This is a genomic window from Paraburkholderia phenazinium, from assembly GCF_900100735.1.
GTDB classification, from domain to species: domain Bacteria; phylum Pseudomonadota; class Gammaproteobacteria; order Burkholderiales; family Burkholderiaceae; genus Paraburkholderia; species Paraburkholderia phenazinia.
Window position 1 is genome coordinate 74,207 of the sequence record NZ_FNCJ01000020.1, and the last position, 25,494, is coordinate 99,700.

At 61.5% G+C, this 25,494-nt stretch carries 21 protein-coding genes and 1 pseudogene; 8 read left to right on the top strand and 14 right to left on the bottom strand.

Features of this window, described 5'->3' with window-relative positions; genetic code table 11:
* Positions 1 to 31: 31 nt before the first annotated feature.
* From BLQ92_RS31910 to BLQ92_RS31920, 3 genes and pseudogenes are all read right to left on the bottom strand, one after another.
* Positions 32 to 1,159, bottom strand: coding sequence for a C13 family peptidase (locus BLQ92_RS31910; RefSeq protein WP_090691933.1), 1,128 nt, complete (start codon positions 1,157 to 1,159; stop codon positions 32 to 34).
* 492 nt (positions 1,160 to 1,651) lie between these two features.
* Positions 1,652 to 2,240 (bottom strand): annotated as a pseudogene (locus tag BLQ92_RS31915) (short chain dehydrogenase).
* Between the two features lie 190 nt (positions 2,241 to 2,430).
* Positions 2,431 to 3,972, bottom strand: a complete 1,542-nt coding sequence (locus BLQ92_RS31920) for a TonB family protein (RefSeq protein WP_090691936.1) — start codon at positions 3,970 to 3,972, stop codon at positions 2,431 to 2,433.
* A 220-nt stretch (positions 3,973 to 4,192) separates the two neighbouring features.
* Here BLQ92_RS31920 and BLQ92_RS41190 point away from each other — a divergent pair, with 220 nt between their 5' ends.
* Positions 4,193 to 4,696 carry a GNAT family N-acetyltransferase gene (locus BLQ92_RS41190; RefSeq protein ID WP_090691940.1) on the top strand — a complete coding sequence of 168 codons (504 nt, stop codon included), beginning with the start codon at positions 4,193 to 4,195 and terminating at the stop codon, positions 4,694 to 4,696.
* 134 nt (positions 4,697 to 4,830) lie between these two features.
* On the opposite strand, the gene BLQ92_RS31930 is transcribed toward BLQ92_RS41190, so the two are convergent.
* From BLQ92_RS31930 to BLQ92_RS31940, 3 genes are all read right to left on the bottom strand, one after another.
* The gene (locus BLQ92_RS31930; RefSeq protein WP_425194983.1) at positions 4,831 to 5,937 is read right to left on the bottom strand and encodes a lipocalin-like domain-containing protein; all 1,107 of its coding nucleotides are present in this window, start codon (positions 5,935 to 5,937) and stop codon (positions 4,831 to 4,833) included.
* Positions 5,938 to 6,074: 137 nt separating this feature from the next.
* Complete coding sequence (locus tag BLQ92_RS31935; RefSeq protein ID WP_090691944.1) at positions 6,075 to 8,648, bottom strand: FtsX-like permease family protein; 2,574 nt, start codon at positions 8,646 to 8,648, stop codon at positions 6,075 to 6,077.
* Positions 8,641 to 9,357, bottom strand: coding sequence for an ABC transporter ATP-binding protein (locus BLQ92_RS31940; protein WP_090691947.1), 717 nt, complete (start codon positions 9,355 to 9,357; stop codon positions 8,641 to 8,643). The genes BLQ92_RS31935 and BLQ92_RS31940 overlap by 8 nt, the downstream gene beginning before the upstream one ends.
* A 236-nt stretch (positions 9,358 to 9,593) precedes the next feature.
* Here BLQ92_RS31940 and BLQ92_RS31945 point away from each other — a divergent pair, with 236 nt between their 5' ends.
* Positions 9,594 to 9,794 (top strand): hypothetical protein, encoded by a 201-nt coding sequence (locus BLQ92_RS31945; protein ID WP_090691951.1) that lies wholly within the window; start codon positions 9,594 to 9,596, stop codon positions 9,792 to 9,794.
* 28 nt (positions 9,795 to 9,822) lie between these two features.
* On the opposite strand, the gene BLQ92_RS31950 is transcribed toward BLQ92_RS31945, so the two are convergent.
* From BLQ92_RS31950 to BLQ92_RS31960, 3 genes are all read right to left on the bottom strand, one after another.
* The gene (locus tag BLQ92_RS31950) at positions 9,823 to 10,587 is read right to left on the bottom strand and encodes a flagellar brake protein (RefSeq protein WP_090691956.1); all 765 of its coding nucleotides are present in this window, start codon (positions 10,585 to 10,587) and stop codon (positions 9,823 to 9,825) included.
* 351 nt (positions 10,588 to 10,938) lie between these two features.
* A complete protein-coding gene (locus BLQ92_RS31955) occupies positions 10,939 to 11,613 on the bottom strand; it encodes a DsbA family protein (RefSeq protein WP_090691960.1) in 675 nt (224 codons plus the stop codon).
* Positions 11,610 to 12,596 (bottom strand): MBL fold metallo-hydrolase, encoded by a 987-nt coding sequence (locus tag BLQ92_RS31960; protein ID WP_175773421.1) that lies wholly within the window; start codon positions 12,594 to 12,596, stop codon positions 11,610 to 11,612. Before BLQ92_RS31960 ends, BLQ92_RS31955 begins: the two co-directional genes overlap by 4 nt.
* Before the next feature lie 110 nt (positions 12,597 to 12,706).
* Between BLQ92_RS31960 and BLQ92_RS31965 the strand changes: the two genes are divergently transcribed.
* Complete coding sequence (locus tag BLQ92_RS31965) at positions 12,707 to 13,615, top strand: LysR family transcriptional regulator (protein ID WP_090691965.1); 909 nt, start codon at positions 12,707 to 12,709, stop codon at positions 13,613 to 13,615.
* 179 nt (positions 13,616 to 13,794) lie between these two features.
* Positions 13,795 to 14,844, top strand: coding sequence for a PDDEXK nuclease domain-containing protein (locus BLQ92_RS31970; RefSeq protein ID WP_090691968.1), 1,050 nt, complete (start codon positions 13,795 to 13,797; stop codon positions 14,842 to 14,844).
* 53 nt (positions 14,845 to 14,897) lie between these two features.
* Here the strand turns inward: BLQ92_RS31970 and BLQ92_RS31975 are convergent, their stop codons facing one another.
* Together BLQ92_RS31975 and BLQ92_RS31980 are read right to left on the bottom strand one after the other, a co-directional pair.
* A complete protein-coding gene (locus BLQ92_RS31975) occupies positions 14,898 to 15,542 on the bottom strand; it encodes an HAD family hydrolase (protein WP_244106262.1) in 645 nt (214 codons plus the stop codon).
* A gap of 33 nt (positions 15,543 to 15,575) precedes the next feature.
* Positions 15,576 to 16,133 carry a carboxymuconolactone decarboxylase family protein gene (locus BLQ92_RS31980; RefSeq protein WP_090691977.1) on the bottom strand — a complete coding sequence of 186 codons (558 nt, stop codon included), beginning with the start codon at positions 16,131 to 16,133 and terminating at the stop codon, positions 15,576 to 15,578.
* A gap of 63 nt (positions 16,134 to 16,196) precedes the next feature.
* Between BLQ92_RS31980 and BLQ92_RS31985 the strand changes: the two genes are divergently transcribed.
* Complete coding sequence (locus BLQ92_RS31985; RefSeq protein WP_090691981.1) at positions 16,197 to 16,511, top strand: winged helix-turn-helix transcriptional regulator; 315 nt, start codon at positions 16,197 to 16,199, stop codon at positions 16,509 to 16,511.
* A 101-nt stretch (positions 16,512 to 16,612) separates the two neighbouring features.
* Here BLQ92_RS31985 and BLQ92_RS31990 read toward each other — a convergent pair whose 3' ends face one another.
* The 3 genes from BLQ92_RS31990 to BLQ92_RS32000 form a co-directional block, all read right to left on the bottom strand.
* On the bottom strand, positions 16,613 to 18,133 hold the full coding sequence (locus BLQ92_RS31990) for a 4-hydroxyphenylacetate 3-hydroxylase N-terminal domain-containing protein (protein ID WP_090691985.1): 1,521 nt from the start codon (positions 18,131 to 18,133) through the stop codon (positions 16,613 to 16,615).
* A 198-nt stretch (positions 18,134 to 18,331) separates the two neighbouring features.
* Positions 18,332 to 20,107, bottom strand: a complete 1,776-nt coding sequence (locus BLQ92_RS31995; protein ID WP_208449364.1) for an ABC transporter ATP-binding protein — start codon at positions 20,105 to 20,107, stop codon at positions 18,332 to 18,334.
* The gene (locus BLQ92_RS32000; RefSeq protein ID WP_090691989.1) at positions 20,104 to 21,816 is read right to left on the bottom strand and encodes an ABC transporter ATP-binding protein/permease; all 1,713 of its coding nucleotides are present in this window, start codon (positions 21,814 to 21,816) and stop codon (positions 20,104 to 20,106) included. Before BLQ92_RS32000 ends, BLQ92_RS31995 begins: the two co-directional genes overlap by 4 nt.
* A gap of 577 nt (positions 21,817 to 22,393) precedes the next feature.
* Between BLQ92_RS32000 and BLQ92_RS32005 the strand changes: the two genes are divergently transcribed.
* The 3 genes from BLQ92_RS32005 (at position 22,394) to BLQ92_RS32015 (ending at position 25,475) form a co-directional block, all read left to right on the top strand.
* Positions 22,394 to 23,260 carry an acyl-CoA dehydrogenase family protein gene (locus BLQ92_RS32005; RefSeq protein WP_175772516.1) on the top strand — a complete coding sequence of 289 codons (867 nt, stop codon included), beginning with the start codon at positions 22,394 to 22,396 and terminating at the stop codon, positions 23,258 to 23,260.
* Positions 23,261 to 23,307: 47 nt separating this feature from the next.
* On the top strand, positions 23,308 to 23,910 hold the full coding sequence (locus BLQ92_RS32010) for a pyridoxal 5'-phosphate synthase (protein ID WP_090691997.1): 603 nt from the start codon (positions 23,308 to 23,310) through the stop codon (positions 23,908 to 23,910).
* A gap of 158 nt (positions 23,911 to 24,068) precedes the next feature.
* Positions 24,069 to 25,475: a 3-deoxy-7-phosphoheptulonate synthase class II gene (locus BLQ92_RS32015; protein WP_090692001.1), complete on the top strand. Its 1,407-nt coding sequence runs from the start codon at positions 24,069 to 24,071 to the stop codon at positions 25,473 to 25,475.
* Positions 25,476 to 25,494 lie beyond the last annotated feature (19 nt).

Consider the following 25,494-nt stretch of genomic DNA (forward strand, 5'->3'; position numbering starts at 1 on the left):
CACAAAGATCTTTGACAATCGCGATGTCAGGTCAATGCCCGGTCCAAACCACGCGGTCATCGACGGCGTAAAGCCTGCAGTCTGCAAGCCCGCGTCGGTTGCATAGCGCGAGCGCCCGCGCGGCAGGATCAGAAGGTAGCGAAGTGTCTTGTGATGTTGTGCCAACAGCATATTGCCCAGTTCCGCCGCTTGAAATGACGAACGCACGCGGAAAGGGTTTGGACTGGTATTCGTGATAGGCGTTTTTGCCGTCATCTCCGAGCAAAGTAAGGGGGTCGGCAGGGGGCATGTCCGTGGTTTCCTTGCCCGGTTGAAACCAGTCTTTCAAAGGCCGTTCCGCCAACCACCGCAGCTTCAGCCCCACCGACATCTGTGGCTCAGAGTTCGGGAGATTCAACGTGCGCTCACGTTGGGCCACCCTCACATTGGTTTCTGCCATCATCTGTGATAGCGACTTCGAAACATCGAAGCCCTTCGCAAACAGTTCCTCAGTGAAAAAGGTATTGCGACTGTCAGCCTTGCATCCGAAGGACGCCCGTTCGCCCGACGCTGACGTGATCACGATGCGCCGTTCCCCCTGGAGTTCCGGTAGGAACGACCCAGAATAGCAGGCGGCGAGTATCACGACCGTCGGCCGATTGCCCAAAGGCGCGAGCGCGGCCGACAGTTGTGTGGCCGTCATGGGCTTGAACTCCTGGTGCGCGGCATTCACGCTGAGAATCTTCCGGTTGCCGTGCGTGGAAATGAAAACCACCACGATGTCATCGGGTCCGGCATGGCTGGAAATCTCCCGTATTGCTCTGGCGAGCGTCGCCGGAGTCGCGAACGGGAAACGCAACTTGTCCGTCTGCCTCCCGTTGCTGTCTTCGTACTTCAACACCGGTCCGCCCAGTTCAGAGAGTCGGCTCGAAACCAGCTCCATGTCATTCTGAAAAGCGGTGGAGGTTGAGTTCATGGCGAAACCGGCAAACCACACGCGGCGATCTGTCGCCTGGGTTGCGGCCTGCACGGCCTGCGCATCTTGCTGCTGCTCAAGCGCTAGGCTTTGCTTCAGCGCATATGGGTCGCGCGGCGACAACTCGGTACATCCGATCAAGGTAATCGAAGCCAACAGCGCTGAAAGGGCGCGTATGCAATTTGTCGGCTTGGATTGCTTCATTTGTTATTCGTCCAGTTTGTCTTACGCGCCATTCGCACAGGCACCGAGATCGACACGCTTTCTCGAACGCTTACAACCCGCCATCGATTGCACGCTAAGGCAGGCGCAAAATCTGATCTGCGACTAGTCAAGACTCAACATAGCCGGATGCTCATAGGAGAGCATCGCTGTTCTGCCCAACCTTCACGTCGAGAGGCGTCCTGGCACAGGGATACCAAACCGTTCACGACGTGTCTATTCAAGCGAATTGCGCGGTGCACAAGGGAGATGTTCTGCTGGATGTGCAGAAGTGTCTGTCCGAGTTGATTCTAATGCTATCGAAGTGTAGGACGCCATAATGGTTAAATTCGGGATGTCATCGAATGACCGTTCTGAAGAACATCCATAGACCGTTGTGGGTCGGCTACGGTCGATCGCGAAAGTCCGAGTGCGGCCTGGAGCAGCAGCGCACCCTGCAACCCGAACCGCTTAGTCATGAAGCTTCGAAGCAGGTTACTGCCACACGCGGTAGATACGCCCTGCCTGTGGGCCGGCCACACTGCGCACATATGCTTGCGCTACGCGTGCAGCAGGTACGGCGTCGAATCCAGGGAAGAATCGCCCGTAGTTCGACAACGACTCGACCAGCATCGTCGGGCTCACTGCGTTGATACGGAGTCCGCGCGGTAGCTCAACGGCCGCACCTCGCACGAAACCTTCCAGTGCGGCGTTTACCGCCATCGCATTTGCACCTTGATGAATCGGTTCATCAATGCCGGTGGTCAAGGTGATCGAACCGCCGTCGTTTAGCACATGCTGACCAAGCAAAGCGAGGCGGACCTGGCCCAGCCGTTTGTCCTGAAGACCAACATTAAAATCCGCAGGGAGCATCTCTGGAAGCGGACCCAGGAAGAGTCCGCCTGCAGCCGAGACGATCGCATCACCGCGTCCGACTTTGCCATACAGGGCATCGACGCTTGCGTCGCTGGTGATAGTCGCCGCTCGTGCGGCCCACCCTCACCACGTCATGCTGACGGTCAACCAGAGCTTGCGCCACAGCGCTGCCTACGGTGCCAGTTGCACCAACAATAAGAACTCGCATGAACCACTCCTTTGTTGAAGTAAAGTGGCGCCATTATTTTGCGAATCCTTATCGTTGATAAAGTGCCTCCTGGTTGGGACGTTCGGAACTCGCTATTCGCAATGCTCAAGCACAGTCAAGCCTATTCAATTCATTAGCCGATGCCGAACCCGCGCTCCTCGGCTGCCAGCCGGCTCTCTGCACTTCACAATTAATCGCCGGGCCTGAGCGTGATCATGAAGGACGGGGGTGCCTGACCGTTTTCGTCCAGCGGCATTGGATCAGAGCGCCTGACCGCCTCAAGAGCGGCCTGGTCCCAGGCCTGATCGCCGCTGGAGCGGGCAATCTTCACCGACTCCAGGTTGCCGGAAGTTGCGCAATGGACTTCGACCACCGTTTCCAGACTATTTACCTTTCCATTCCAGACGATGTTGGGGCGTATGCGTCGCCCGACCATTTCTGCATAGTTGAGCACCTTCGGCGCAGCGACCGGTTGCCGAGGAGCATGCGGCATCGATGCCAGGTTCTTCAGCGCGTTCATGAGCATGGAAGCAGCACGTCTCTGGTTTTCGAGCTCGGCAAGCATGACCCAATCGCGCGCCGGTTGCGGCGTTTCGTCAAAGGCACGCCGGTAGATGCGCGTGGCTTTGCACCACGCCGCAGGAGAAAGATCCGCCTGCCTGCCTATCATCAAGACGCCGAGATCTTCTGTCTCGCCAGGGTCGCGTTTCAGCGCGTCCGAGATGGACGCCGAGAGTGCAAGTTGGCCTTGTAGCCGCTGCCCGGCGGTGATCTGTGGTGGCGGGGTGCTCTGGGTTGACTGCTTGACCAGATCGAACATTGCCTGCAGTTGAGCGCGAAACTCTTCATCGCTCTGCGTTCCCAGTGACAGATAGCGCTTCGAAATCAGTTGCAGATTCTTTATGCCACCGCAATCTAACGGCGCGTTGTCCAGAGCCCGCGTCGTCATGTCCATCAGCCGTTCACGGTCTTCCCGCGAGATTCTCGCCATCCCATCCAGCATGCCCAATGCGCGCGACACGGCAAATGAGCCCGCAGTAGCCGGGTTGTTATCGGAGGAAAAATAATTCTTGATGTCCGGATCGGATGCGACGTTTTTCGCCCAGTCCTCAAGAAGCTTCGCCTTGGTTGAGCCCGGAAGGATGCCGACCCTGGCTAGCGCGGTTGTGTCGACCGGCTTCCCGAATTCAAATGGGAGCGCCGCTGCCAGAAGCGGCGGACTGGCAGCGCCGACAGGAAAAGACGGCGGGTGAACACTACCCGCTGCAGCAGGATTGCTCGCGGCCGCCGCCTCGCCCTGGTCGGCACGAGTTTGATTGACGATCAGGCGCGGCAAATTGAAAACGAAGTTTGTTTCAACGGCAACGGGCTTGCCATCTGTGCCGGAAAACGGCCTGCAGTCGGCGCGTCGCGATGCCTGAAGGGCGAGATTGTCGAACACGGGATTGCCAGACGACTGTTCCACGACGGCATCGCTGATCTGTCCACTTGCATCAATCGATACCCGAACCGCGACGTCGGCTCGCGGCACTCGCTCCAACGCGGGCCCTGCCGATTTCAGATCATCGGTAGACAGACCGTAGCTGCATGGAATACTCTGCGCGGGCACATAGGACGGCGCCGATGTGATATTTGCCCTCGCAGTCGCCGTGCCCAGGATGCAGGCAAGAATCAGGAGTGCTTTTGCTGCATGGATACGTGGCTGCAAATTCCAACCAGGGAACGGGTGCATTTTTTCATTTTCCTGTTAGGTGGGGCACTGTGCTGGCAGGCGTGGGGCGATGGCACGATATTCTATCGAATGACCGCTTTGGACAAACCCGAAAGGCTGCTTTACGCACTGAGTCAGTTCGTCAGGTTTTTAGCGGCGGTCGTTGATAGGGCGTTGTAATAAATGCTCCGCTTTGGCTGCAAAACGAACGCCGCGGGACCGATCAATGGAGATATAAGCGATGACCTCGAAAAGCATTCGCAGAGCAACCGCGGAGGACGTACCGGTTCTTACACAGATCCGGAACGATGCACACGCAAACAAGCTTGCGCACTGCGATTATGTATGGGGCAAGGAAGGAGACGGATTTTCAGAAGGATGGGTACTAGCCAGTCTCTCGCGAAGAGAGGTGTACGTTGTCGAACAGGACGGCATGCTAGTGGGGACGTTCTCTCTGGATTGGGACGACGAGACGTACTGGGGGCCTCAAGACCCAGTCGCTGGGTATGTACACGGGATTTCTGTGAGACGCGGTTTTAACGGCCGTGGACTTGGCAGCCAGATCATCGATTGGTGCGCGAGCAAGGTTGCAGCCTTGAATCGGCGCTTTGTTCGGCTTGAGTGCGACTCGGGAAACACGAAGCTATGCGCGTACTATGAGTCGCTTGGTTTCATACGTGCAGGACTCAAGCCAATACCCCAAGGTGACGTTATCTGGTCACTGTACGAGAAATTGGCTCACTAGCTTTGTGACCCGTACTGCGATAGGCTTCTCGCACATGCTTGCCCTAACTGCCGAACGCACAGCGAGAGCAATTGCTGATGTACGAACCAGTGAGACGGCGAGGCGGATGTTTCACGAATCCCCACCGTCCCTCACTACCGGGCCGCTTTCGCCGGGTTCTGAAGCCCGAATGGCTTTTGATACCCGGTCAGTTCCAGATACCCGCGCCCGACGTTCTGATCGCCGCGCTTCACCGTCACTGCGCCTTCCCAGTAAGCCGAACCGGTCGAATCGCGGGTGTCCATTTCCTGATCGTCGAGCAGGGGTTCGAGCTGCCAGGTCACCGAACCGGTCTTCACCGTCTCAGCCACCGGATAAAGCGTGTTGGTGCGCGGCGAGCGCCACGTCCGCAGTGGGATGAAATCGACCTGAGCGGGATCGAACGCCGTGATTCGCCCACTGGCATCGCGCAGCGCCGCATGAGCCCAAACGGCGCCGCCATTGCGGCCGCGGACCTTGAAGGCCATCAGCGCAGAGCCGTCCGCCAGATTGGCGCCCAGCCAGTCCCATCCCGCGGCATCCGGACTCAGGAGCGTGCTGGACCATTCGTGGTCGAGCCATGCTATGCCGTTCACCTGCGTGGTGCCGCCAGGCACTTCTGCGCCGTGTGAATCACTACGCGAAGCGCCGCCGGAATCGCCCGCTGCGCGCGCTGGACGCGTCACGCTGCCGCTTACGCGCAGTTGCGGTTCGCTGTAGTAGTAACTCGCCTCGTTAGACAGCGGTCCTTTTTGCGAGTAGCCGTGCTCGCCTTGGAGCAACGGCGGCTGCGTTGGCGTGAGCGACAGATTCAGCGCGAATTCGCCTGCTTGTGCGTTCACCGTGTAGCGGCCGTCGGCGGCACGCACCATCCTCCAGGCATCCAGCTTGACGTCGGTATTGCCCGGTTTGGCGAAGGCGAGATCGAAGCCTTGTCGTGCGACCTTCTGCTCATGTACGAGTCTGCCGAACGCCGGATCGCTCAGCGCAGCATGCGCAATGATCAGTTGCGAAGGGGCGAAGGCGCTCGGGTCCGCTGTGTCGTGTCCGGTAGCCGAGCGGAAAAACGTGATCTGGAAGCCGAGCGGCTGACCGTCCGGCGTAGTGAGCCAGCCGGTGGCGTACCACCATTCGGTCTGAAACCCAGGGTGCGCGCCGGTGTCGGCGGGGAACGCTAGCGGGTGACCAGGTGTGACCTGCGCAAATTCCGGCGGCGTTGCCATAGCCGGCACGCACATCGTCAACGCGCTGAGGCAGACTAGAGGCGACGCCTTTGACACGATTCGGACTGCGATGTGTGTCGACAAGCGAGCAACCATGCATGACCAGGGGAGGAGCAAGCTATTTTTCGCCCACCGCATCACCAGTCCTCCTTCACCGCGCGCACCGCATCGACGGAGACAGCCCGGCGTCCCGCCACCACAGCCGTTGCGCACGAAGCGACCAGCATCACGGCTGCCACCAGGCTCAACACGGTCCAGGGCATATGCAGCGACATACTCCAGTGAAACGACTGGGGATTGACCACGAACACGAGGATCAGGCTGATCGCGAAGCCCAAAACAAAACCCATCGCAATCCCGAGTGCGGTGAGCAAGCCGCCTTCCTTGGCGAGGATGGCGAGTATCTGCACCCGCGTCACGCCGACATGCCGCAACATGCCGAACTCCCGCGAGCGGGCGAGCGTCTGCGCCGAGAATGTCGCCGCGACGCCGAACAGGCCGATCACAATAGCAACCGCTTCGAGCAGGTAAGTAACGGCAAAGCTGCGGTCGAAAATCGTCAGCGAGCGTGCGCGAATCTCGCCGGGCTGCGCAAACTGCAACGCATCGCCGAAGGGCAGGCCGCGCAACGCGGACATGACCTGCTCGACGCTTGCGCCGGGCGCGACCGTGATGGCCGCATCGGTGGCGCCGGTGTCGTGCGTGATACTTCGATAGTCGGCAAGCCGCAACTCGATTGCGCCGGTTTGACGGACATAGTCGCGCCATACGCCTGCTACGACGAACGCCTGATTGTGTCCGCCCACCGGCAGTTCGACGCGCTGCCCGAGTCGATATCCGTACAGATCGACCATCGCCTCCGAGACCCACACCGGCGTCGCGCCGCGCAACGCCGCGACGCCCAGCACCGGTCCGGACATCTGCAAACTGGCGCCAGGATCGGCAGCGTCGATCTCGCGGGCCAGCAACGTGATGGCGGGGCGTGCCGGATCGAGCGTCACTTGCGACGTGCGGGTGAACGCGGCGTTTTTGACGCCGGCCGTCGCGGCGATTTTCGCTTGCTCGTCAAGGTTCAGCACGCCGGTGTCGCCGTTCGGCGCGACGCGAACGTAAAGATTGGCCGAGAGCAGATGCCCGAGCCACTCATCGACGGAAACGCGAAAGCTCGCCACCATGATCGCCATGGCGACGATCAGCGCGAAGCTGGACAGCACGCCGCTCATCGCCACCGAAGCCTGCCCGGGCGCATTGGCGAGCCGCGCGAGCGACAGTGCACTGGTGGTCCCAGCGCCGCGCCCCGTACGCGAGCGGCCGATGGCCGTGAACAGGATGGCGGTGCAACGCGGCATCAAGGCAATGCCGCCGACCAGCAGCAGTGCGACGGCGAGATAGCCGAGAATCGGTGCATCGAAAACCGGCGGCAGTTGAGTCAGCACGCCAGCCACTGCGAGGCAGCCAAGCGCAGGCCACGGCGTGGCGAGCCTCGCCAGCGCGCCTTCTTCACTCCCAGCCTTCAACGCGGCGGCAGGACGAGCACGGGCCGCCTCCAGCGCGGGCGCGAGACTGCCAAGCACGGATACCGTGGTGCCCAGCACAAGAAAAATTGCGCTAGCCAGCGGTTCAAAACCGACCTGCGGTCGCACGCCGGGGAAATAACCGCCGCCCAGATCGCTGCCGAAGAACCTCAACGCAGCGCTCGCCAGTCCGTAACCCAGCGCGAGACCCGCGAGCGATCCAAGCACGCCGAGCAGCGCACCCTCCATGAGAATCTGCCGCAGCAACTGCCCACGCGTGAAGCCGAGCACGCGCAGCATGGCCAGTTGCGAGCGGCGCCGGACAACGCTCAACGCCTGGGTCGAAAACACCAGAAACGCACCGGTAAACAGCGCCACCAGCGCGAGCACATTCATGTTGATGCGGTAGGCGCGAGACAGGCGGTCAGTGCGGCTTTCTACGTCGCGTGTTTCGGAGACCACAAGTTGGTTACCGAGCTGCGCCTGCAGATCGCGTTTGAAGCGTTCCCGGTCGACGCCGCGCTCGAGTTCTAGATCGACCCGCGAGAGCTTGCCGAGCCGTCGAAAGCGCCACTGCGCCGCGGCGATATCCATCACGGCGATACGCTGCCCCGGTCGCGCCCGGACAAGGCCGCCCGCCACCCGCAACAGCACGCTCGTGGTGCCGCTCAGCAAGGCGATGCGCTGGCCGATCCCCGTATTCAACCATTGCTGGGCCGCCGGGGAGAGAAACACGGTGTTGTCGGCGAGCGTATCCATGGGGCTTTGCGAGGCAGGCACACCGACGAGATCCGGTGCGATCTGGCTGGCCTTGAACACGTCGATGCCGAGCACCTTGAGTGGCGCATTTTTGTCCGGCACGGTGGCGTCCACCTCCAGAACGGGACTGGCCAACGCGACGCCCGCCTGGCTGGCGAGGCGCGGGTACCACGATTCGTCGAAGGTGGGCTGGGCGCCGCGCACCTGCAGATCCGCCTGGCCGGAGAGGCTGCGCGCCGCCGCCGAAAATTCGTTGAACGCCGCGCTGTTGATCAACTGCACCGCGTAACCGAGCGCCACGCCGAGCGCGATGGTCGCCACCGCGACGATGGCGCGGCCGCGCTGGCTGCGCCATTCCGCTTCGAGCAGCCAGCGGGCCAGCCGCCGCCCGCCCGACGCCCGCACAGACTGTGCAGGCGAGTCAGAGGCATCACTCATGGGACGAATGGACACGCCGTACGCTCCCGTTCCCGGCGGCATGCAAGCCGCCGTCGCTCAGAATCAGCACACGGTCCGCGACCGCCGCCGCAGCCTCGGAGTGCGTCACCATCATCGTCGCCGCGCCGTTCGCGTGTGCCTGGGCGCGGAACAGCGTCAGCACCTGGTGGGCCGTATCGGGGTCGAGGTTGCCGGTCGGCTCATCCGCCAGAATCAGCCGTGGGCGATGCACCAGCGCGCGGGCAATCGCCACTCTCTGCAACTCGCCGCCGGACAGTTGGCGGGGGAAGTCGTCGCCGCGGCCGGCGAGGCCCACCGCTGCGAGCATGTCGAGCGCATGAGCCGGCGGCAGATTGTTCAGCAGCAGCGGCAACGCCACATTCTGCGCGAGCGTCAGATGCGGCAGTACATGGAACGCCTGAAAGACGAAGCCGAGTTTTTGCCGGCGCAGACGGGTGGCCGCATCGTCGTCCAGACCGGAAACGAGCGTGCCATCGATCAGGACGTCGCCGCTATCGGGCGCGTCGAGTCCTGCAATCAGATTAAGCAGCGTCGATTTACCGACGCCCGAATCGCCCATGATGGCGACAAACTCGCCGGGGTTGAGCATGAAATCGAGCTGGGCAAGGACCACCCTGGCCGCTCCATAGGCTTTGCTCAATCTTCGACATTCGAGCGCAGGGGGTGGGCATTCATGGCGAACGAGCATCGGTGTGGGCAAGGGGTTGGCAGCGCTGTTGGCATTGGGGTTTGCATCTCAGTTCGCATATTAACCGCCGCGGCGGATTCGCGTCGGCGTCCCCGCACGGCGGGGCGGGGAGAGACCCGGCGCGACGCGGGCATGCCGCGTGCTACCGGGTAATGGCCTGCTGGCGGAGCGGTTTAGACCCGCGGTTTAGATCCGCTGCTTTGCCACAAGCCTTTGATCACATCAAGGATCTGACGATGAAAGCGAAGACACTTCTCTGCGCCGGCGCCCTCGTATTGACCTCTGCGTTGCCGGTTGCGCAGGCGCAAATCGCCGGCATTCAGCCGTTAGGCGGCACATCTGCAGGCGCCACCAAGGACGCCCTGAAGGACCTGCCCGAGTTCCAGTACAACAAGCTGGAAAAGGCCACCAAGCCGCACAAGATCAGCGCGCAATAAACCTTTATCGCAGCCTTGATTTAACCCTTTAGTCGCGCGGCACCAGTGCCTGGCGCCGGGTTTCGAGTTGCGTGATGACGCGCTGGAGCATGCGCTCGGCGGTGCCGGGCAGCGCGACAAACTTGCAACCCATGACGAAGCGTCGCTCGCCGCTCGCGCTGAACAAATGACGCGGCGCGACGATTTCAAGGTCGAGTCGCAACGTGCCATGCTCGCCGAGTTGCACGTCGACATCACGTAAGACACAGCCCGCTTCAAGCTCGCCAAAACGCACATCCGTGGTTCTCAGCGCCACGCCGCCCAATGACAGATCCTGCAGTTCCACCTTGAACGCATCGCCATCCGCGTAACGTCCAATGGCGCGGTACGGTTCGAGTAGCGGTGTCTGCACACGGAAGAATTCGCGTCGCTGCACGTAGTACAGGAGTGCAGGGAAGGGCGCTTCGAAAGCGAGCCGTCCTTCGAAGACCGCCGGCTCCGCCGCAGCCGTGACGAACTCCGTACGAATGCCGCCTGGCAGGCTGCGGAAGACAAGCCGCTGCGAGGCAGGCAGGGCATGGTTATCGCCGGCGACACTGCCCGCATCGAAGACAAAGCGGGCAGTGCGCGAATTGACATCGAGCACCTGGGAGATGATTTGCCGGCCGCCGAACTCCACCGTCACGAAGTCCCGACCGGAGAGGAGCTTGCGCAGGCAGACGGCGATTTGCAGTGGGTGCTGCTGTGCGAAGTCGAGGTGAAGGTCGCTCGCGGGTGCGGCGATATCGGCGTCGTTCAAGAGGTCGGCAATCATCGTTGTGTCCGTAGGCGTTTGTGGCCTTGGCCCGGCCAGTTAGTCCATGAGCGCAGGTGATGTGGCACGCCAGCGCTCGTTCTCTACGGCTGGTATTGCAGAGAACGTGCCATGTAGATGGAGCGCCGGACGGCGGAACGTGGTGTTTGGCTGGGAGCCATGTGGGACGGGAGTTTGCGGGCGGCAGGGCGTGGCGTGGCCACGGGCCTGTTTTGAGGGTTGCTACGTAACGGCGAGGTGTGGTGTTACGGATCACGCGGGCCATGCTAGACACGTGGCCATGCCGCCAACGCAGGTTCGCGGCATGGCGGCGGGGCAGTTCAATCTGAATGCCCCGTTTGCACTGGGGAGTTAGTTGGGGTGACCTGGCCGTGGAAAACCGTTGCTGCCCGTGACCAGGCGCCTGAGTTCCTGCGCCCACTCTACCGGCCGACCCAGCCACGCGCCGGCGTCCACTAACGCCAGGCCGCCGTGGGCATCTTCGAGCGCAAAGGTCGGAAATCCCCGGCCACCCACGCGATCCAGCATGCGCCGGCTGGCTTCGATGTGTTCGCGCGTTGCCGCACCTGAGAGGCGTGTGAGGTCAGCGTCGAACGCTTCGCCCGGCAGCCCCAATTCCCTGGCGATGTCTTGCAGTACAGCGGTGTCGGCAATCCGTCGTCCCTGCTCATAGTGCGCCTGCTGCAGCGCGTGGATCATGTCCAGTCCCCGTCCGGCCACGGCTTGCGCAGCCAGGACCGCGGCGATGGGCGGCTCCGAATCCATCACTGCTGTCTGATCGCGCAGCAGTCCGTCGAAATAGGCGCCCCCGAACGGTTGGCCGGTCAGCTCCGCGATACGGCGGTCGTGGGGCATGACATAGCTGCGCCATTCCGAAGTGATCTTGCGGCGGTTAGGCCCGCTCAGCATCCCGCCGCCGTGGAAAACCACAGCGAGCTCGGGCACGGTGCGCGCGGCCGCCACCAGCGGGGCCGCGCCATAGCACCAGCCGCACAGCGGATCGAAGATGTAGTGAAGCGTGGTCATGATGCTGCTCCGGTGAGGTGCGGGGTGCCGCTGATGGGTTGTGCCGCGCCCGGCTGCCCATCAGTTGCCGGACTGCGGGCTGTCGAAGGAGCCGGCGCAGGCCATTGCATTTCACCCTTGATGACCTTGGCACTCAGCTCGAGTGACGACACGTCAGCAAGCGTGGGGTAGGCCGCCTTCATCGCGCTGATCAGTTCACCCGAATTGTTCGCCTTCGCGGCTGCCAGCTCGAAGGTCTTCAGATAATCGGCCGTAAAGCGCACCGCATCCAGTCCCTTCGGCATCGGGCCGATAAAGTGACCCGGCACCACCGTCGTGGGCTCGAGCGCTTCGATGTTATCTAACGTGGTCAGCCAGTTGATACGCGACTCGCGGGTCTGGGTATCCGCGACCCAAACGTGCGTGCCGCTGTTCACCACCACGCCGCCCGCCACCGTTTTGAGCGACGGAATCCACAGATACGTGCGAGCCGGATCCGGACCCTCGAGGCCCTTGATCTCGATCGCATGCCCTTCGAGCGTCAGACGTGCGCCTTGCAGCAGCTCGGGCAGCACCAGACGACGCGGCGCGTTGCCCTTCAGGATCGGCCCCCAGTACGCGAGCTTGCCGTCCATCGACGCCTTGATCGCCGCAACCGTCTCGGGCGAGGCGACGATCTTCGCTTTCGGGAAGGCAGCCTGAATGACGTCCAGTCCGAAGTAGTAGTCCGGGTCACTCTGGCTGATGTAGACCATGGTCAACGTCTTACCGCTTGCCTCGATTTTCCGCACCAGCGTTTCGGCATCGACGCGCTGGAATTGCGCGTCGACGAGCACCGCGTCGTGCTCACCGGTGATGATCTCGGACGACACCGGGAAGACGCCCTTGTCGCCTGGGTTGTAGACCTCCAGGTGCAGTGGGGCGGCGCTGGCGACCTGGCTGATCAGGCCGGCAGCGGCGATGGCGGCGCCGAGCAGAGTGCGGATGGCACGAATACGCGACATGGAGTCTCTCCGTTAAATGGGGTTGAAGTGCAATGTCGACATCCTACGTTGCTTACTTCGATGCAAATAGCCGCTATCATGAGCATATTTGTTGCATCATCCGGTCAAATATGGATCGTCTTATTGCTGCGGAAGTTTTTGTCACTATCGTCGAGCGGGGCAGCCTCACGGCGGCGGCTGACGCGCTCGGCATGTCGCGCGCGATGGTGACGCGCTATCTGGCGCAGATGGAAGAATGGTCGGCAGCGCGGCTGCTGCATCGAAGCACGCGTCGGCTGAGTCTCACGCCGGCCGGCGAAGCGACGTTGGCGCGCTGCAAGCAGCTGCTCGAAATAGCCGGGCAAATGGTGGTGCTCGACGGCTCCGACGCCGATGCGCCGCGCGGGCTGTTACGCGTAGCCTGTGCGCAGTCCATTGCGCAGCAGGTGTTCGGCGCGGCAATCACGGAATTCCTGCGGCGCTATCCGCAAACGGCCGTGGACCTTGTTGTGGATGGGCGTGCGGTGAACCTGGTGGAAGAGCGAATCGACCTCGCCGTGCGCATCACCAACGAGCTGGATCCTAATCTGATTTCGCGTCCGTTAGGTATCTGCGAGTCGGTCGTATGCGCTTCACCCGGCTATCTGGCGGCACACGGGACACCGCTACGCGTGGAAGATCTGGCCGTTCACAACTGCCTGACTTACTCGTACTTCGGCAACAGCCTGTGGAAGTTCACCGACCCGAAAACCGGTGAGCCGGTCAGCGTGCCGGTGAGCGGCAACCTGAGCGCGAACGAATCGATGACGTTGCTTGCGGCAGCGCGCGAAGGCGCAGGGGTGGCTTTGCAGCCGCTCTTCGCTGCCGCACCGTTGATCGAAAGTGGCCAGCTCGTGCACTTGCTACCGCGATATGAGCCACAGACGCTCGGTATCCATGGCGTCTATAGCTCGCGGCGTCAGATGCCGCCGGCGCTGCGGGCCATGCTGGATTTTCTGGTCGACTGGTTCAAACCCCGCGCACGTTCCATGCGGGGCTAATGGAGTTACGATGCAGAACCTGTCAGCGATCAATTTGACATAAGATAAATTATCAACAATTTTGATGGGGTGCGATGCTATAATCGAAGCGACTTCACCGGTTCCAGCTTGTCGATTGCCGGTTTCACCAAGATAATTTCTGTTCCGAGCGCGATCATCAGCGCCCACCGACCAAACGCATGGCCAAAGATCCGGATACTCCCGTGTGGGCTGAGGACTATCGTCACTGGTTCGCCGAACTCAAGCAGCGCGTCGAGCGCGCGCGGCAACGCGCGGTGGCCAGCGTCAATCGCGAACTGGTCACACTGTACTGGCAGATCGGCCGCGACATTCTTGACAGGCAGCAGAAACAAGGCTGGGGTGCGGGCGTTGTCGACCGGCTCGCGCGCGATCTCAAGGCTGCATTTCCCGACATGCGCGGTTTCTCGCCGCGCAACCTCAAGTACATGCGAGCGCTCGCGCAAGCCTTTCCGCAGCCGGAATTTGTGCAACAACCCGTTGCACAATTACCGTGGTCGCACGTAGTGACGCTGCTTGACAAGCTGGACGACCCCGCTCAGCGGCTTTGGTATGCGGAAAAATCGCTTGAGCACGGCTGGTCACGCAGTGTGCTGACCATGCAGATCGAGACGGCCGCCCATACTCGTACCGGCAAGGCCGTGACGAATTTCGCCGACCGGCTGCCGCCAGCGCAATCGGATCTCGCACGCGACGTACTCAAGGACCCTTATATCTTCGACTTCCTTGGCCTGACTGAGAGCGCACAGGAGCGTGACATCGAGCGTGCGCTCACCCAGCACATCACGCGCTTCCTGCTCGAACTGGGCGCAGGGTTCGCTTTCGTAGGGCGCCAGTACCGGCTGGAGGTAGGTGGTGACGAGTTTTTCCTCGATTTGCTTTTCTACCATCTCAAGCTGCGTTGCTATGTCGTTGTCGAACTGAAAACGACGCCGTTCAAGCCCGAGTACGCGGGCCAGTTGAACTTCTACCTTTCTGCTATCGATGCGCAGGTCAAGACGCAGGAAGACCAGCCAACCATCGGTCTGCTGCTATGCAAGGAAAAGAACCGGCTCGTGGCGGAATATGCGTTGCGCGGCATAGCCAAGCCGATGGGTGTGTCCGAGTATCAGCTCATGCGCGAGGTACCGGAGTCACTGGAGACGGACTTGCCCACCATTGACCAGATTGAGGCGGAATTACGTCCCGATCTTCCGGACCCAACTATGTAGTATTTATTGATCAGCGCCCCACTCTCTGAACACCCTGGCGGACGTTGCGGTGCCTACGCCCCAACAACACTCAAAAGTTCGGACAGATCGTGCCTGACCGACGCCTGGCCCTGGGCCTGCCACGCCTCGAAATCGGTCAGCCCTGTTACTGCGCCGACGAAACGGGTGCCGGCTGCTTGAGCCGCTTGTGCGTCCATCTGATGGTCGCCTACATAGACCGCGTCGGAGGCCGGAATCGCCAATATCTCCAACGCTTTCTGCAAGCCTTCCGGATCAGGTTTGTGCCGCGTGACGTCTTCTCCCCCTATCACCACGTCGACGCAGGCCTCAAGTCCGGCATGCCGGAGAATGGCCTCGATGCGATAGCGAAACTTGGTCGACACAATACCCACGCGCACTTGCTGCACCCGCAGTGTCTTCAGTAGCGTTTCCACAGGCGGATAGAAGTGCGTCATGGCCACCATCACCTCGTCGGCGCAGGCAACGAAGTTTCGGGCATACGTTTCTGCGAGCGTCTGGTCCCGGTCTCCGGTTAGGAATACAAAACTCTTGTCGAGAGGCAATCCTATCGATTCGCGAATACGCTGCGGATCGGGCACCGGAAATCTCATCTGACTGAGCGCCGTCCGGGCGCACTCGATGATTCCCTCGGACGAATCCGCGAGTGTCAGGTCGAAATCGAAAAGACATGCTTTCAAGCTAGAACTCATGTTGGTGCCTCAAAATGACTATTAGGTCGCTGCGCGCACGGGGAAGCGCATGGCGCCAGCTTCGAGCGGCAATTGCAGCGCATTGGTGAGATAGCTTACGGTTCGATAGGAGCCGGCCAGCATCAACATTTCAAGGATCGCCTCCTCAGCGAAGTGGGCGCGCAACGCCTGCCATAAGTCTTCGTCGATGCTGCAGTCGCGATGCAATGCGTCACACATTTGCAGGACAACCGAGTCTTCCGCCAACCAGCACGTGTCCTGAGGGGTGCCGTATACCAGCGCCTCGATCTGCTCAGCCGAGAAGCCGGCGCGTGCACCAAAGAAAGTCATGTGCACACCCCACTCGTACTCGGATCGGCACAGCGCGGTAGTTCGATCGATGATCAACTCGCGCTGTCGCAGTGTCAGGTGGCCGCGGTCCAGCAGGCTACCGGCGAAGAATTTACCAAACAATCGCTCGTCGCGAGCCATCGTCGTGAACAGGCCAAGCACCGGCACGCCGGGCGGCGTGATCTTCTCCAGGATCTCCTGCATGGCGGGCGGGAACGGCGGCTGAGCGGGCGCGATACGAGCAGACATGTCATCTCCTTGTGCTATATTTTCAATAGCAGATCCTAGTTATATCGCTACGGAAAGTAAAGCGTGAAGATACCGAAAGTTGGTCAGCCGGTGCGCGGGTCCACAACCGGGCGCCCCATCATGGTCGCGCTCGACCTGCTGGGGAGACGGGCGGCGCTGCGCATCCTGTGGGAATTGCGAGGTGAGCCGCTGACGTTTCGCGCCCTGCTAGAGGCGGCCGATACCAATCCCAGCTTGCTCAATACCCGGCTCAAGGAAATGCGAGAGGCGGGACTCATCGATCATGAGGGACAGGGATACTGTCTGACCGAGGCAGGGTTAGCGTTGCTCAAGGCGTTGCGGCCGCTGCAAGATTGGGCGGAGAAGTGGTGCAAGTGAGATATTGCACCTTCCGCGCCTAAGCGATACCTGAGCGGCACTTAATCCACACCTAAGCGGCCCAAGGCCCGCTTAGGCGCGGAGCACCATCCAAAGAGGCGTTACCCCTTAAGTGGCGCGGGAGGAAGCCCGATGTAGTTGCGCACCAGGTTTGCGTGCTCGCTATAGTCGTAGTCGCGCACGATGGTATCGCGCAGCAGCGGCTCGCTGAGCGCGTGCTGCTCTTCGAAAACCAGCGACCGTGTTGCGTGCTCGCTTGCGGCAACGTCCCAGACGAGGTTCATCAAGACGTTCTTGTGGGCCGCCGAAACGCGCTGCGTGTCCAGGAACCATTCAAACTTCTGCCCGAACGCAGCGTGTTGAGCCAGATCCTTTTCGTGAAAGCGCAAGATCAAGCCTTGTCCACACAGATCCCTGAGAATGTGCAAGATCCGCGGTAGCTTCTCCATGGCAAAAACCCGCCCCGCCGCAAGCGCCGTCGAGCCAGGCACCAGCAGCCCTCCTTCCGACATGGTGGCTGTCTCCAGCGAAGCGAGACACATACCGCGGATGATCTCGGCAAACTGGACGATCTCGCTGACACGCTGCCGCACGACCGGGATGTGTTCCAGTTCGAGCACCTCCAGGATCACCTTGGCAAGACCGGCATAGAGTTCCGCCTTGGCTTCGATCCGTACCAGCGTGTACCAATGGCTGTAGACGGTCCACAGATTGAAGAAGCCGGCATTCGCGATGGCGGGCGTTCTGGCCGCCATGACGCGTTCACGCGGAATGAAGACGTTATCGAACGCCACCATCGCCTCGGCTTCTTCACCCTTCGAGGTCAGCGGGTGATCGTGAGCCGACGTGCCCGGACGATGCACCACCTCGCGACAGAACATCCGGATGCCCGGCGCATTCGCCGGAACAAAGGCCCAAAGGGCTTCGTCAGGGGTAGGCGGGTGCAGACTGCCCACGAAGATCTCGTTGCATTGGGGCGCCACCGTGCCGACACCCTTTACACCGCTGATCCAGATCCCTTTCGAATTCTCCTTGGTAATGCGCATGACCGCACGCTCGGGTGGCACCAGGTCCACCGCGGTGCCACCGGCCCGCCCGCGAAATCCTTGGGGATCGACGATCGTTTCAGACAGGTACAGGTTGTTCTGTTCCGCATATTCGAGGTACGACACGATGTTCTCGGCGTACTCCGGGCAGTGCTTTTTGAAGCTCGGCAAATAACCCAGCATGCCGACCGGGAAACTCGCGATCATGTCGAGCCCACGGCAATGCGTGCCCCAGGTTTTTTGCGCGACGTACTTGATGCCGTTACGGCGCCGCGCGAGATCCTCTTTGGTTCTCGGCGCCATGTACGACATGGCGGCCAGATTGCCGTCGGGACGTTGGTAGGTCAGCAAACCCTCGCTGCCCTCGTCCTGTTGCTCGTCATAAATTTCCGCAATCTGCGCAATGCCCCCTGCCGTGGCGAAATGCGTCGTGACGTCGTCGATCTCTTCGCCTTGATAGAGAACCACACGGCCATCGCGCAGCGACTGCTTGAACTCCTCGCCGCTCTTCAGAAAGCCCTTCGTGGTGGGCTTCTCTCCAACCGCTACTTCAGCATATTCCTCTTGGCCACTCATCTGTCTCACCCGGTTGCTGCGAAAAGCCACCTTCGAGGTGGCGTGGTCGCAGCCTGTGTTGATACGAAATCGGGTCTGAGTTTTATGCCCAGCCCGCCCCCTCAATCGTCAACCGAGCTCGCCGAAACAATGATGACCTGGCCTTGAGCACAGTCAACTGAGCACGTTACAGTCGCGCAATCTGTATCCGCCGCGCAACTACTCGACCTCCCCGGCCATGGCGACAAGCCGCGCATAATCGCCGTTCCTGGCCACCAGATCGCTGTGCTGTCCTTCTTCGACAATCTGGCCGTTATCGATCACGAGAATGCGATCCGCAGCCCGGATGGTAGAAAGACGATGCGCGATGACGAGGACGGTACGGTCGCGGCAGATCTCGTCCATTGCAATCTGAAGCGCACGCTCGCTTTCGGCATCGAGGTTCGAAGCCGCTTCGTCCAGAATCAGAATGGGTGCGTCGCGCAAGAAGGCCCGCGCCACGGCAATACGCTGGCGCTGTCCGCCCGAAAGACGCGCGCCGCGCTCGCCACAAACGGTCGCATAGCCTTGCGGCAACGCCTGGATAAATTCGTCTGCTTGCGCAAGCCGGGCCGCGTGCTCGATTTCCGCCTGGGTGGCTTCCGGCTTTCCGAGGCGGATGTTGTCAGCCACGGATTCGTTGAACAGGTAGACGTCCTGTGGCACCACGGACACCATCTTGCGCAGCGTCGCAAGCGGCAAATCGCGCAGGTCCTGGCCGCCGATGCTGATACGGCCTGCCTGGACGTCCCAGAAACGCAGCAGCAGGTTGGCGCAGGTGCTTTTCCCTGCGCCTGAGCGCCCAACCAGCGCAACCGTTTCGCCCCGGCGGATCGTAAAGGTCGCGTCGCGCAGCACTGCGCTGCGTTCGCCGCCATAGCCGAAGCTCACCGCTTTGAAATCGATCGTAGCGTCCGCCGGCTCGGCGGCATGGCCGAGATCTTCGACCTTCGACGGCTGCCGCAGGATCGTCACGATACGTTCCGCTCCCGCCTTCAGCGCGCTTAGCTTGCGCGCGGTCAGCGTCACCTCCATCACCGGCATCAGCGCGCCGCCTGCAAGTGCGATCGCGAGCGGGAGTAAGCCGAGTGCCAGGCGCCCTTCTCCCAACAGCCAGATACCCACCGACGCGACGGTCAGCACGGCGAGTGCAAACAGACCATCCATTGCCGCCTGCTGCAGCCCCGCACGTGATCCATAGCGGCGCTGCGCGAGCGCGACGGCAGCGAATCTTTCTGTCAAGCGTCGCAGGTGGGCGGCGCCGCGGCCGAAAATGGACAGCTCACGCAGCCCCTGAATGCTCTCGGTGACATCCGCATTGAGAAGCCCCACCGCCGCAGCCAGCTTCTCGCCCTCGACATCGGCGCGTCCCGCCAGCCAAAGCGGCACAGACGCAAGCAACGGGACAAATGGCAGAAGCGCCAGCGCCACCAGCCAGTGCACGAAAAAGAGCGCGATCAGGGCGCAGGCCGGCACGATAATCGCGCCGATGTAGTCGCCGAGCATATGTGCATAGAAATGCTCCATCAGCTCAGCGTCGGCGGTTGCGACCGACGCGAGATCGCCGGTCCGCCGCCCCAGAACATAGGCAGGGGCGGCGCGCTCCAATCCATCGTAGATACTGACTTGCAAGGTCTCGATTAGCGCAAAAGCGAAATCGTGCGATACGTCCGCTTGCCACCAGCGAGCAACGGCCGCCGCCACCACCGATAGCGCAAGCACCCAGAACCCCGGCACGAGTGCGGCGGGCGCCGCATGGGTGAGCGCGCGGCCCACGAGCCACGCGCCGGCAGCGATGCTCGTTACCGTTCCCGCCTGGGCGACCAGCCCCGACAGGATCGTCAGGAACAACAAGGTCTTGCGCGATGCTCCCAGCGTCAGCAGTGCACCGAGGCCCGAGCCGCGCTCTGCGGTTTGACTGGCCATAGCTGCCGAATCGGCTTGTACTCCGTTCATACCAGTTCTCCATTGGCGTGGACCAGCCTGGAATAGAGTCCGCCGCGCTGCGCCAGATCCGCGTGGCGCCCGGCTTCTCGCACCGTGCCGTCTTCGAGGACGAGGATCGAGTCGGCATCGCGGATCGTCGACATGCGGTGAGCGATGACCACGGTGGTCCGCTGGCGCGCCTGCTCGGCCAGCGCCTGCTGAATCGCTTTCTCGCTGGCCGGATCGACGTTCGAGGTGGCTTCGTCGAGCAGCAGTATCGGCGTATCCTTCAGCAGTGCTCGCGCAATGGCGATACGCTGGCGCTGCCCGCCCGACATCTGCGCGCCGCGTTCGCCGACTTCCGTCGCATAGCCTTGCGGCAGACTTTCGATGAACGCGTCGATATGCGCGGCCTTCGCCACTGCGCGAATCTCTTCGCTGGTCGCATCGGGCTTGGCAATGCGCAGGTTGTCTTCGATCGTGCCATGAAAGAGATACGTTTCCTGCGGCACGACGCTGATCAGGTCCCGCAGATCCCCACTCGACAGCTTCCTGATGTCGATACCGCCAACCCGAATGCTCCCCGCTTGCGGGTCGAAAAAGCGCAGCAGAAGCGCCGCGACCGTCGATTTCCCCGCACCCGATGGCCCGACGAGGGCGACGAAACCTCGCTCGGGTACCGAGAACGAAGTTGAATTCAATGCCGGCGCGTCCGAGCCGGGATACGTGAAGCTCACGCTATCGAAGACGATATCGGCACGCGCGGGCGCGGGCATCGGCGCGGCCGGTTCCTGTACCGAAGGCACCTCCGCAAGCAGCGCCATGATCGGCGCCGCCGCGCCGCCCGCAGCCCATGCCGCATGGAGTGATTTTTCCAGGCGCTCGAGCGGGCGAAACGCCTCGCGCGCCAGGAACAGCGTCGCGAGCACGACCAAAGACCCCACCTCGCCGGCCGACGCGCGCCAGGCCACGGCGCCCACCACAATCGCGAATCCACCCAGCGAGACAAGCGCCGTCAACCCCGTGCGCGCCAGGGTGACCGAGAGCGTTGCCATCGATTCACGACGCAACTCAGCCGCACGTTTTGCCAGGCTGTCGCGCCGGATAGCCGAAGCGCCGAAGGCCTTGAGGGTCGCAATTCCCTGCAGGCTGTCGAGCAGGTAAGCCCCGAACTCGCCCAATGCCGCAAACACGCCGGACGATTTCGGCATGCGCCAGCGCAGCCAGAGCCTGTCGACGACCGGCAATGCAACCACGAACACGGCGAGCAGCAGCGCCGCGCGCCAATCGAAGTACGCAAGACAGAGCACCACGCCCGTGCAACTGATCAATGCGATAAAGACAGCAGGAACATAACCGCTGTAATACACCTCGAGCGCTTCTACCCCGCCGACGATCGTGCTTTGCAGATCTCCCGCCTTGCTCCGCGCGGCGAAGCCCGGGCCCAGATCGAACAGTTTTTGCAAAAGACGCTCACGCAACTGGCGCCTGACATTGCGTGCGGTTCGTTGCGCCGCAACCTCCGCTGCCCAAACGAGCGCGCAACGCACTGCAACCGCAGCGGCCGCGGCGGCAATCCAGCGGATCGTATCTATCGTGCCGCCGCCCTGATAAATCTCCGTCAACGCAAAGGCAAGGAGGACGCCTTGAAGCACATAGCCGGCACTCACGGCCACCCCCAGCGCCACGTTCGTTCTGACGCCAAGTCGACCTATCAGTTTCACTAGCTTGATTTCCATTCCCTCTCCGACCGATTATGACTGGCGATGACTGACCGTAAGTCAGAACCAAATTAACATGTGCTCATTTGCTTTGCAACAGTGAATAAGAGGTGGATCAGAAGCGCATGCGAAGGGCATTATTAGCTGGCTTTCAAGCCATGTAATTGGCGTTTAGAGAGATCCGATTTCGCTAATAGTCGATGGTGCACGATGGGTATGTCACATCGCCTAAAACGTCGCACACCTGATTATCAGCTAAAGAATCCAGGCAGAATAACCAAACATTTACCGAAGTCATCTTCAAGGAGATGAGCAGATGTCAGAACATGTGGACCAGACTGTTTGCGAGCCCATTTCTCCGGAGCAGGTGCGCACAGTTGCAGAGAAGCACGCTGCGAGTGCCGAACAGAATCGCCGGATCGCTCCGGAAGTTGTCGAGGCGTTGCTTGCGCAAGGGTTCGCCCGCTATTTCGTGCCGCAGGCCTTTGGTGGCCTGAGCGGACCGTTCACCGGTTTGGCCTCGTGGCTTCGCACGGTGGGCACCGGATGCACGTCGGCCGCGTGGTGCGGGGCCATCTGCGCCGTAACGGGCCGCATGGCAGCCTACCTGCCGACGCAAAGCCAGCAGGTGATTTGGGGAAACGGGCCGGACGTCGCGATCTCCGCGTCGTTCCGATCGACCGGTAAGGTCATTCCGAGCAAGGATGGATGGGTGCTTTCGGGCGAGTGGCATTTCCTGTCCGGCATCGATTTTTCATCATGGGCCCTGCTGTGCATCGAGCCGGTTGGCGACGAACAGGCGGTTCGCTATGCTGCCGTTCCGGCGTCCTCCTATCGGATTGTCGATAATTGGCATACCTTAGGGATGCGCGGGACGGGTAGTAAATCGATTGTCCTCGATCAAGTCTTCGTGCCGGCGCATATGTCGTTCCTGAAGAGAGATCTCTGGAGCGGTCAGTCAGCCTCTGCGCAAGGGCCGCGCTATGAAGTCTCGCCGATTGGCGCGGATCCCCACCTGTTCATGTCGTGCGCGCTCGGCGCCGCGACAGCGGGCCTGAAAACCTGGAGCGGTAACTTTCAAGCCGAGCCGCCTGCCGGCGAGCTTGCCGGCATTTTTGCGCGCTCGTCTGGCGAGCTCGACGCCGCTCAACTGCTGATCGAGCGCGGTTGCCAGACCATCGACTTAGGTGCGTTGCCCGCGGCGCTGGTGGCACGCAATGCCCGCGATGCATCGTTAGCGGCGGAGCTCGTGCTGACTGCCATCAACCGCCTGTTTCGGCTGGGCGGCAGCAATACCCATTTTTCGCACAACGCGCTGCAGCAGCGCTGGCGTGACGTACAAACGCTCACCTCACACGTGGGGCTGCGACCCGAGTTCAACTTCGCCCAGTACACCCGAACCGTCTGGTCGACACGCTTCGCAGAGAGCGCCGAGCCGGCAAGAAAGTTGGAAAGGGCTTAGGCATTTTCGAAACCTGGCATCAATTGAAACATAACGGCGTTACTCATATGCATATCACCGACGAATCAATCTTCGAAGCCCCGCCACAAGATCCGGTTCCCGTTCTCCGTTCGTGGCTTAACCACGCAATCGAGAACAATGCGTCTGAACCCGGGGCGATGGCGTTCGCTACGGCAGGCACCAGCGGCCGGCCGTCCAACCGTATTATCCAGATCCTCGAGATCAGGCCGGAAGGCCTCGTCTTTGCCACGCACGCGCAGAGCCCGAAGGGTAAGGACATTGCAGAAACGGGCTGGGCCTCGGGCGTGTTCTATTGGCGCGAGACCAAGCGTCAGGCGATTGTTTCCGGCATCGTCGCTCCCCTGCCCGACCGGGATTCCGACATTCTGTGGTCGTCGCGCCCGGTCGAATCGCACGCCATGTCCACGGTGAGCACCCAAAGCGCGACGCTGGAAGATGAGGAGGCGCTGCGGGCTCACGCGCTCGAAGCCCGCAAGGCAGGCGCCTTGCCCAGACCTAAGGGTTGGCTGGGCTACATATTGCGCCCGTCTGCCGTCGAGTTCTGGCAGTTCGCTCCCGATCGCCTGTACAAGCGCCTGCGCTATGAAGGCACCGAATCCGCCTGGGCCAGCCGGCGGCTTCAACCGTAAGGCTGGCTGTCATTCCCGTCGCGAGCCGCTTTTTGAAACCGGCTCGCGACCCTTTAAACCCATAATTTTAACGCCCGCCATTCGCATTTCATTGGTTTTGCCTGGATCTGTAAGAAGCGAATCACGCTCAATGACGATTACCTGAGAGAGGGAAATACATGAGTTCCAGTTCACCTTCGAAACAAGATGTCAGAAACGAAAAATGGTCGCCGGGTATTTGGCGAAATTATCCGGCTTTGCAGCAACCCCAATACCGCTCTGCCGATGGATTGAGTGCAGTGCGGGATAAGCTCGCCACCTTGCCGCCGCTTGTCACATCCAGAGAGATCTCCGAATTAAAAGCCGCCTTGGCGGACGCGCAGGAAGGACGCCGTTTCCTGCTCCATGCCGGCGACTGCGCCGAACGATTCAGCGACTGCACCACTGCACAAATCGTCAATCGCATCAAGGTGCTGCGGCAGATGGGCCTGCTGCTGGCGCACGGACTGCGCAAGCCGATCGTCAAGATCGGCCGCTTCGCCGGTCAATATGCGAAACCGAGGTCATCCGATTGGGAAGAACGCTCGGGTGCTCGACTGCCTAGCTATCGTGGCGATATCGTCAATGGCTCCACGTTCGACCATGAGGCCCGGGAACCCGAGCCGGGGCGTCTTCTCGATGCGTATGCGCACGCCGCGATGACGATGAACTACACGCGAGCCCTCGCCGCAGATGGCCTTTCCAGGTTCGACGATCCTCTCAACTGGCCGCTTGACTGGGTGGAGCGATCAAGCAAAGCCACGCACTATCTGCGCACGATCTCGGAAGTCATCGCACAGGCAGAAAACCCGGCCCAGGGCCGCGCAGCGTTTCCGTATGCGCAAGATGCCGACCGGATCTATTCTTCGCACGAAGCGCTCCTGCTCGAATTTGAGGAGCCGGTGACACGCGAGAACGCGAATCGAGGGGGATGGTTCAACGCGTCGACCCATATGCCGTGGATCGGCCTGCGCACCAACGACCTCGACGGCGCCCACGTCGCTTACAGCTCGGGCATCGAAAATCCAATCGGCGTGAAGGTCGGAGCGGGCACCACGCCGGCGAGCGTCCTTCAATTGATCGAGCGCCTGAACCCCCGCCAGGAAGCTGGACGCCTCACGCTTATCACGCGCATGGGGCACAGCAAGATCGCCGCGTCACTGCCGCCGCTTTTGCAGGCGGTGCGCGTGACCGGTTACAAGGTCCTGTGGGTGCTCGATCCGATGCATGGCAACACCGAGGAATCGAGCACCGGCTTCAAGACACGGCGCTTTGAGGCGATCCACAGCGAGATCGAGCAGGCCTTCCAGATTCACGCGGCAGAGGGTGTGCCGCTTGGCGGCATTCACCTCGAGCTGACCGGGGAGCACGTCACGGAATGTGTCGGCGGTGCGTCCGGAATCCGCGAGGCGGATCTGTCGCGCGCCTATAAAACCGCAGTCGACCCAAGGCTCAACTACGAGCAGTCGCTTGAGCTTGCCATGTTGATCGGCCAAGCCGCCAACGCGAGCCGCAATACGGCGGACCTGGCGGCCGTCCCGGCCTGACGCCGACGCCGTCGGCGAG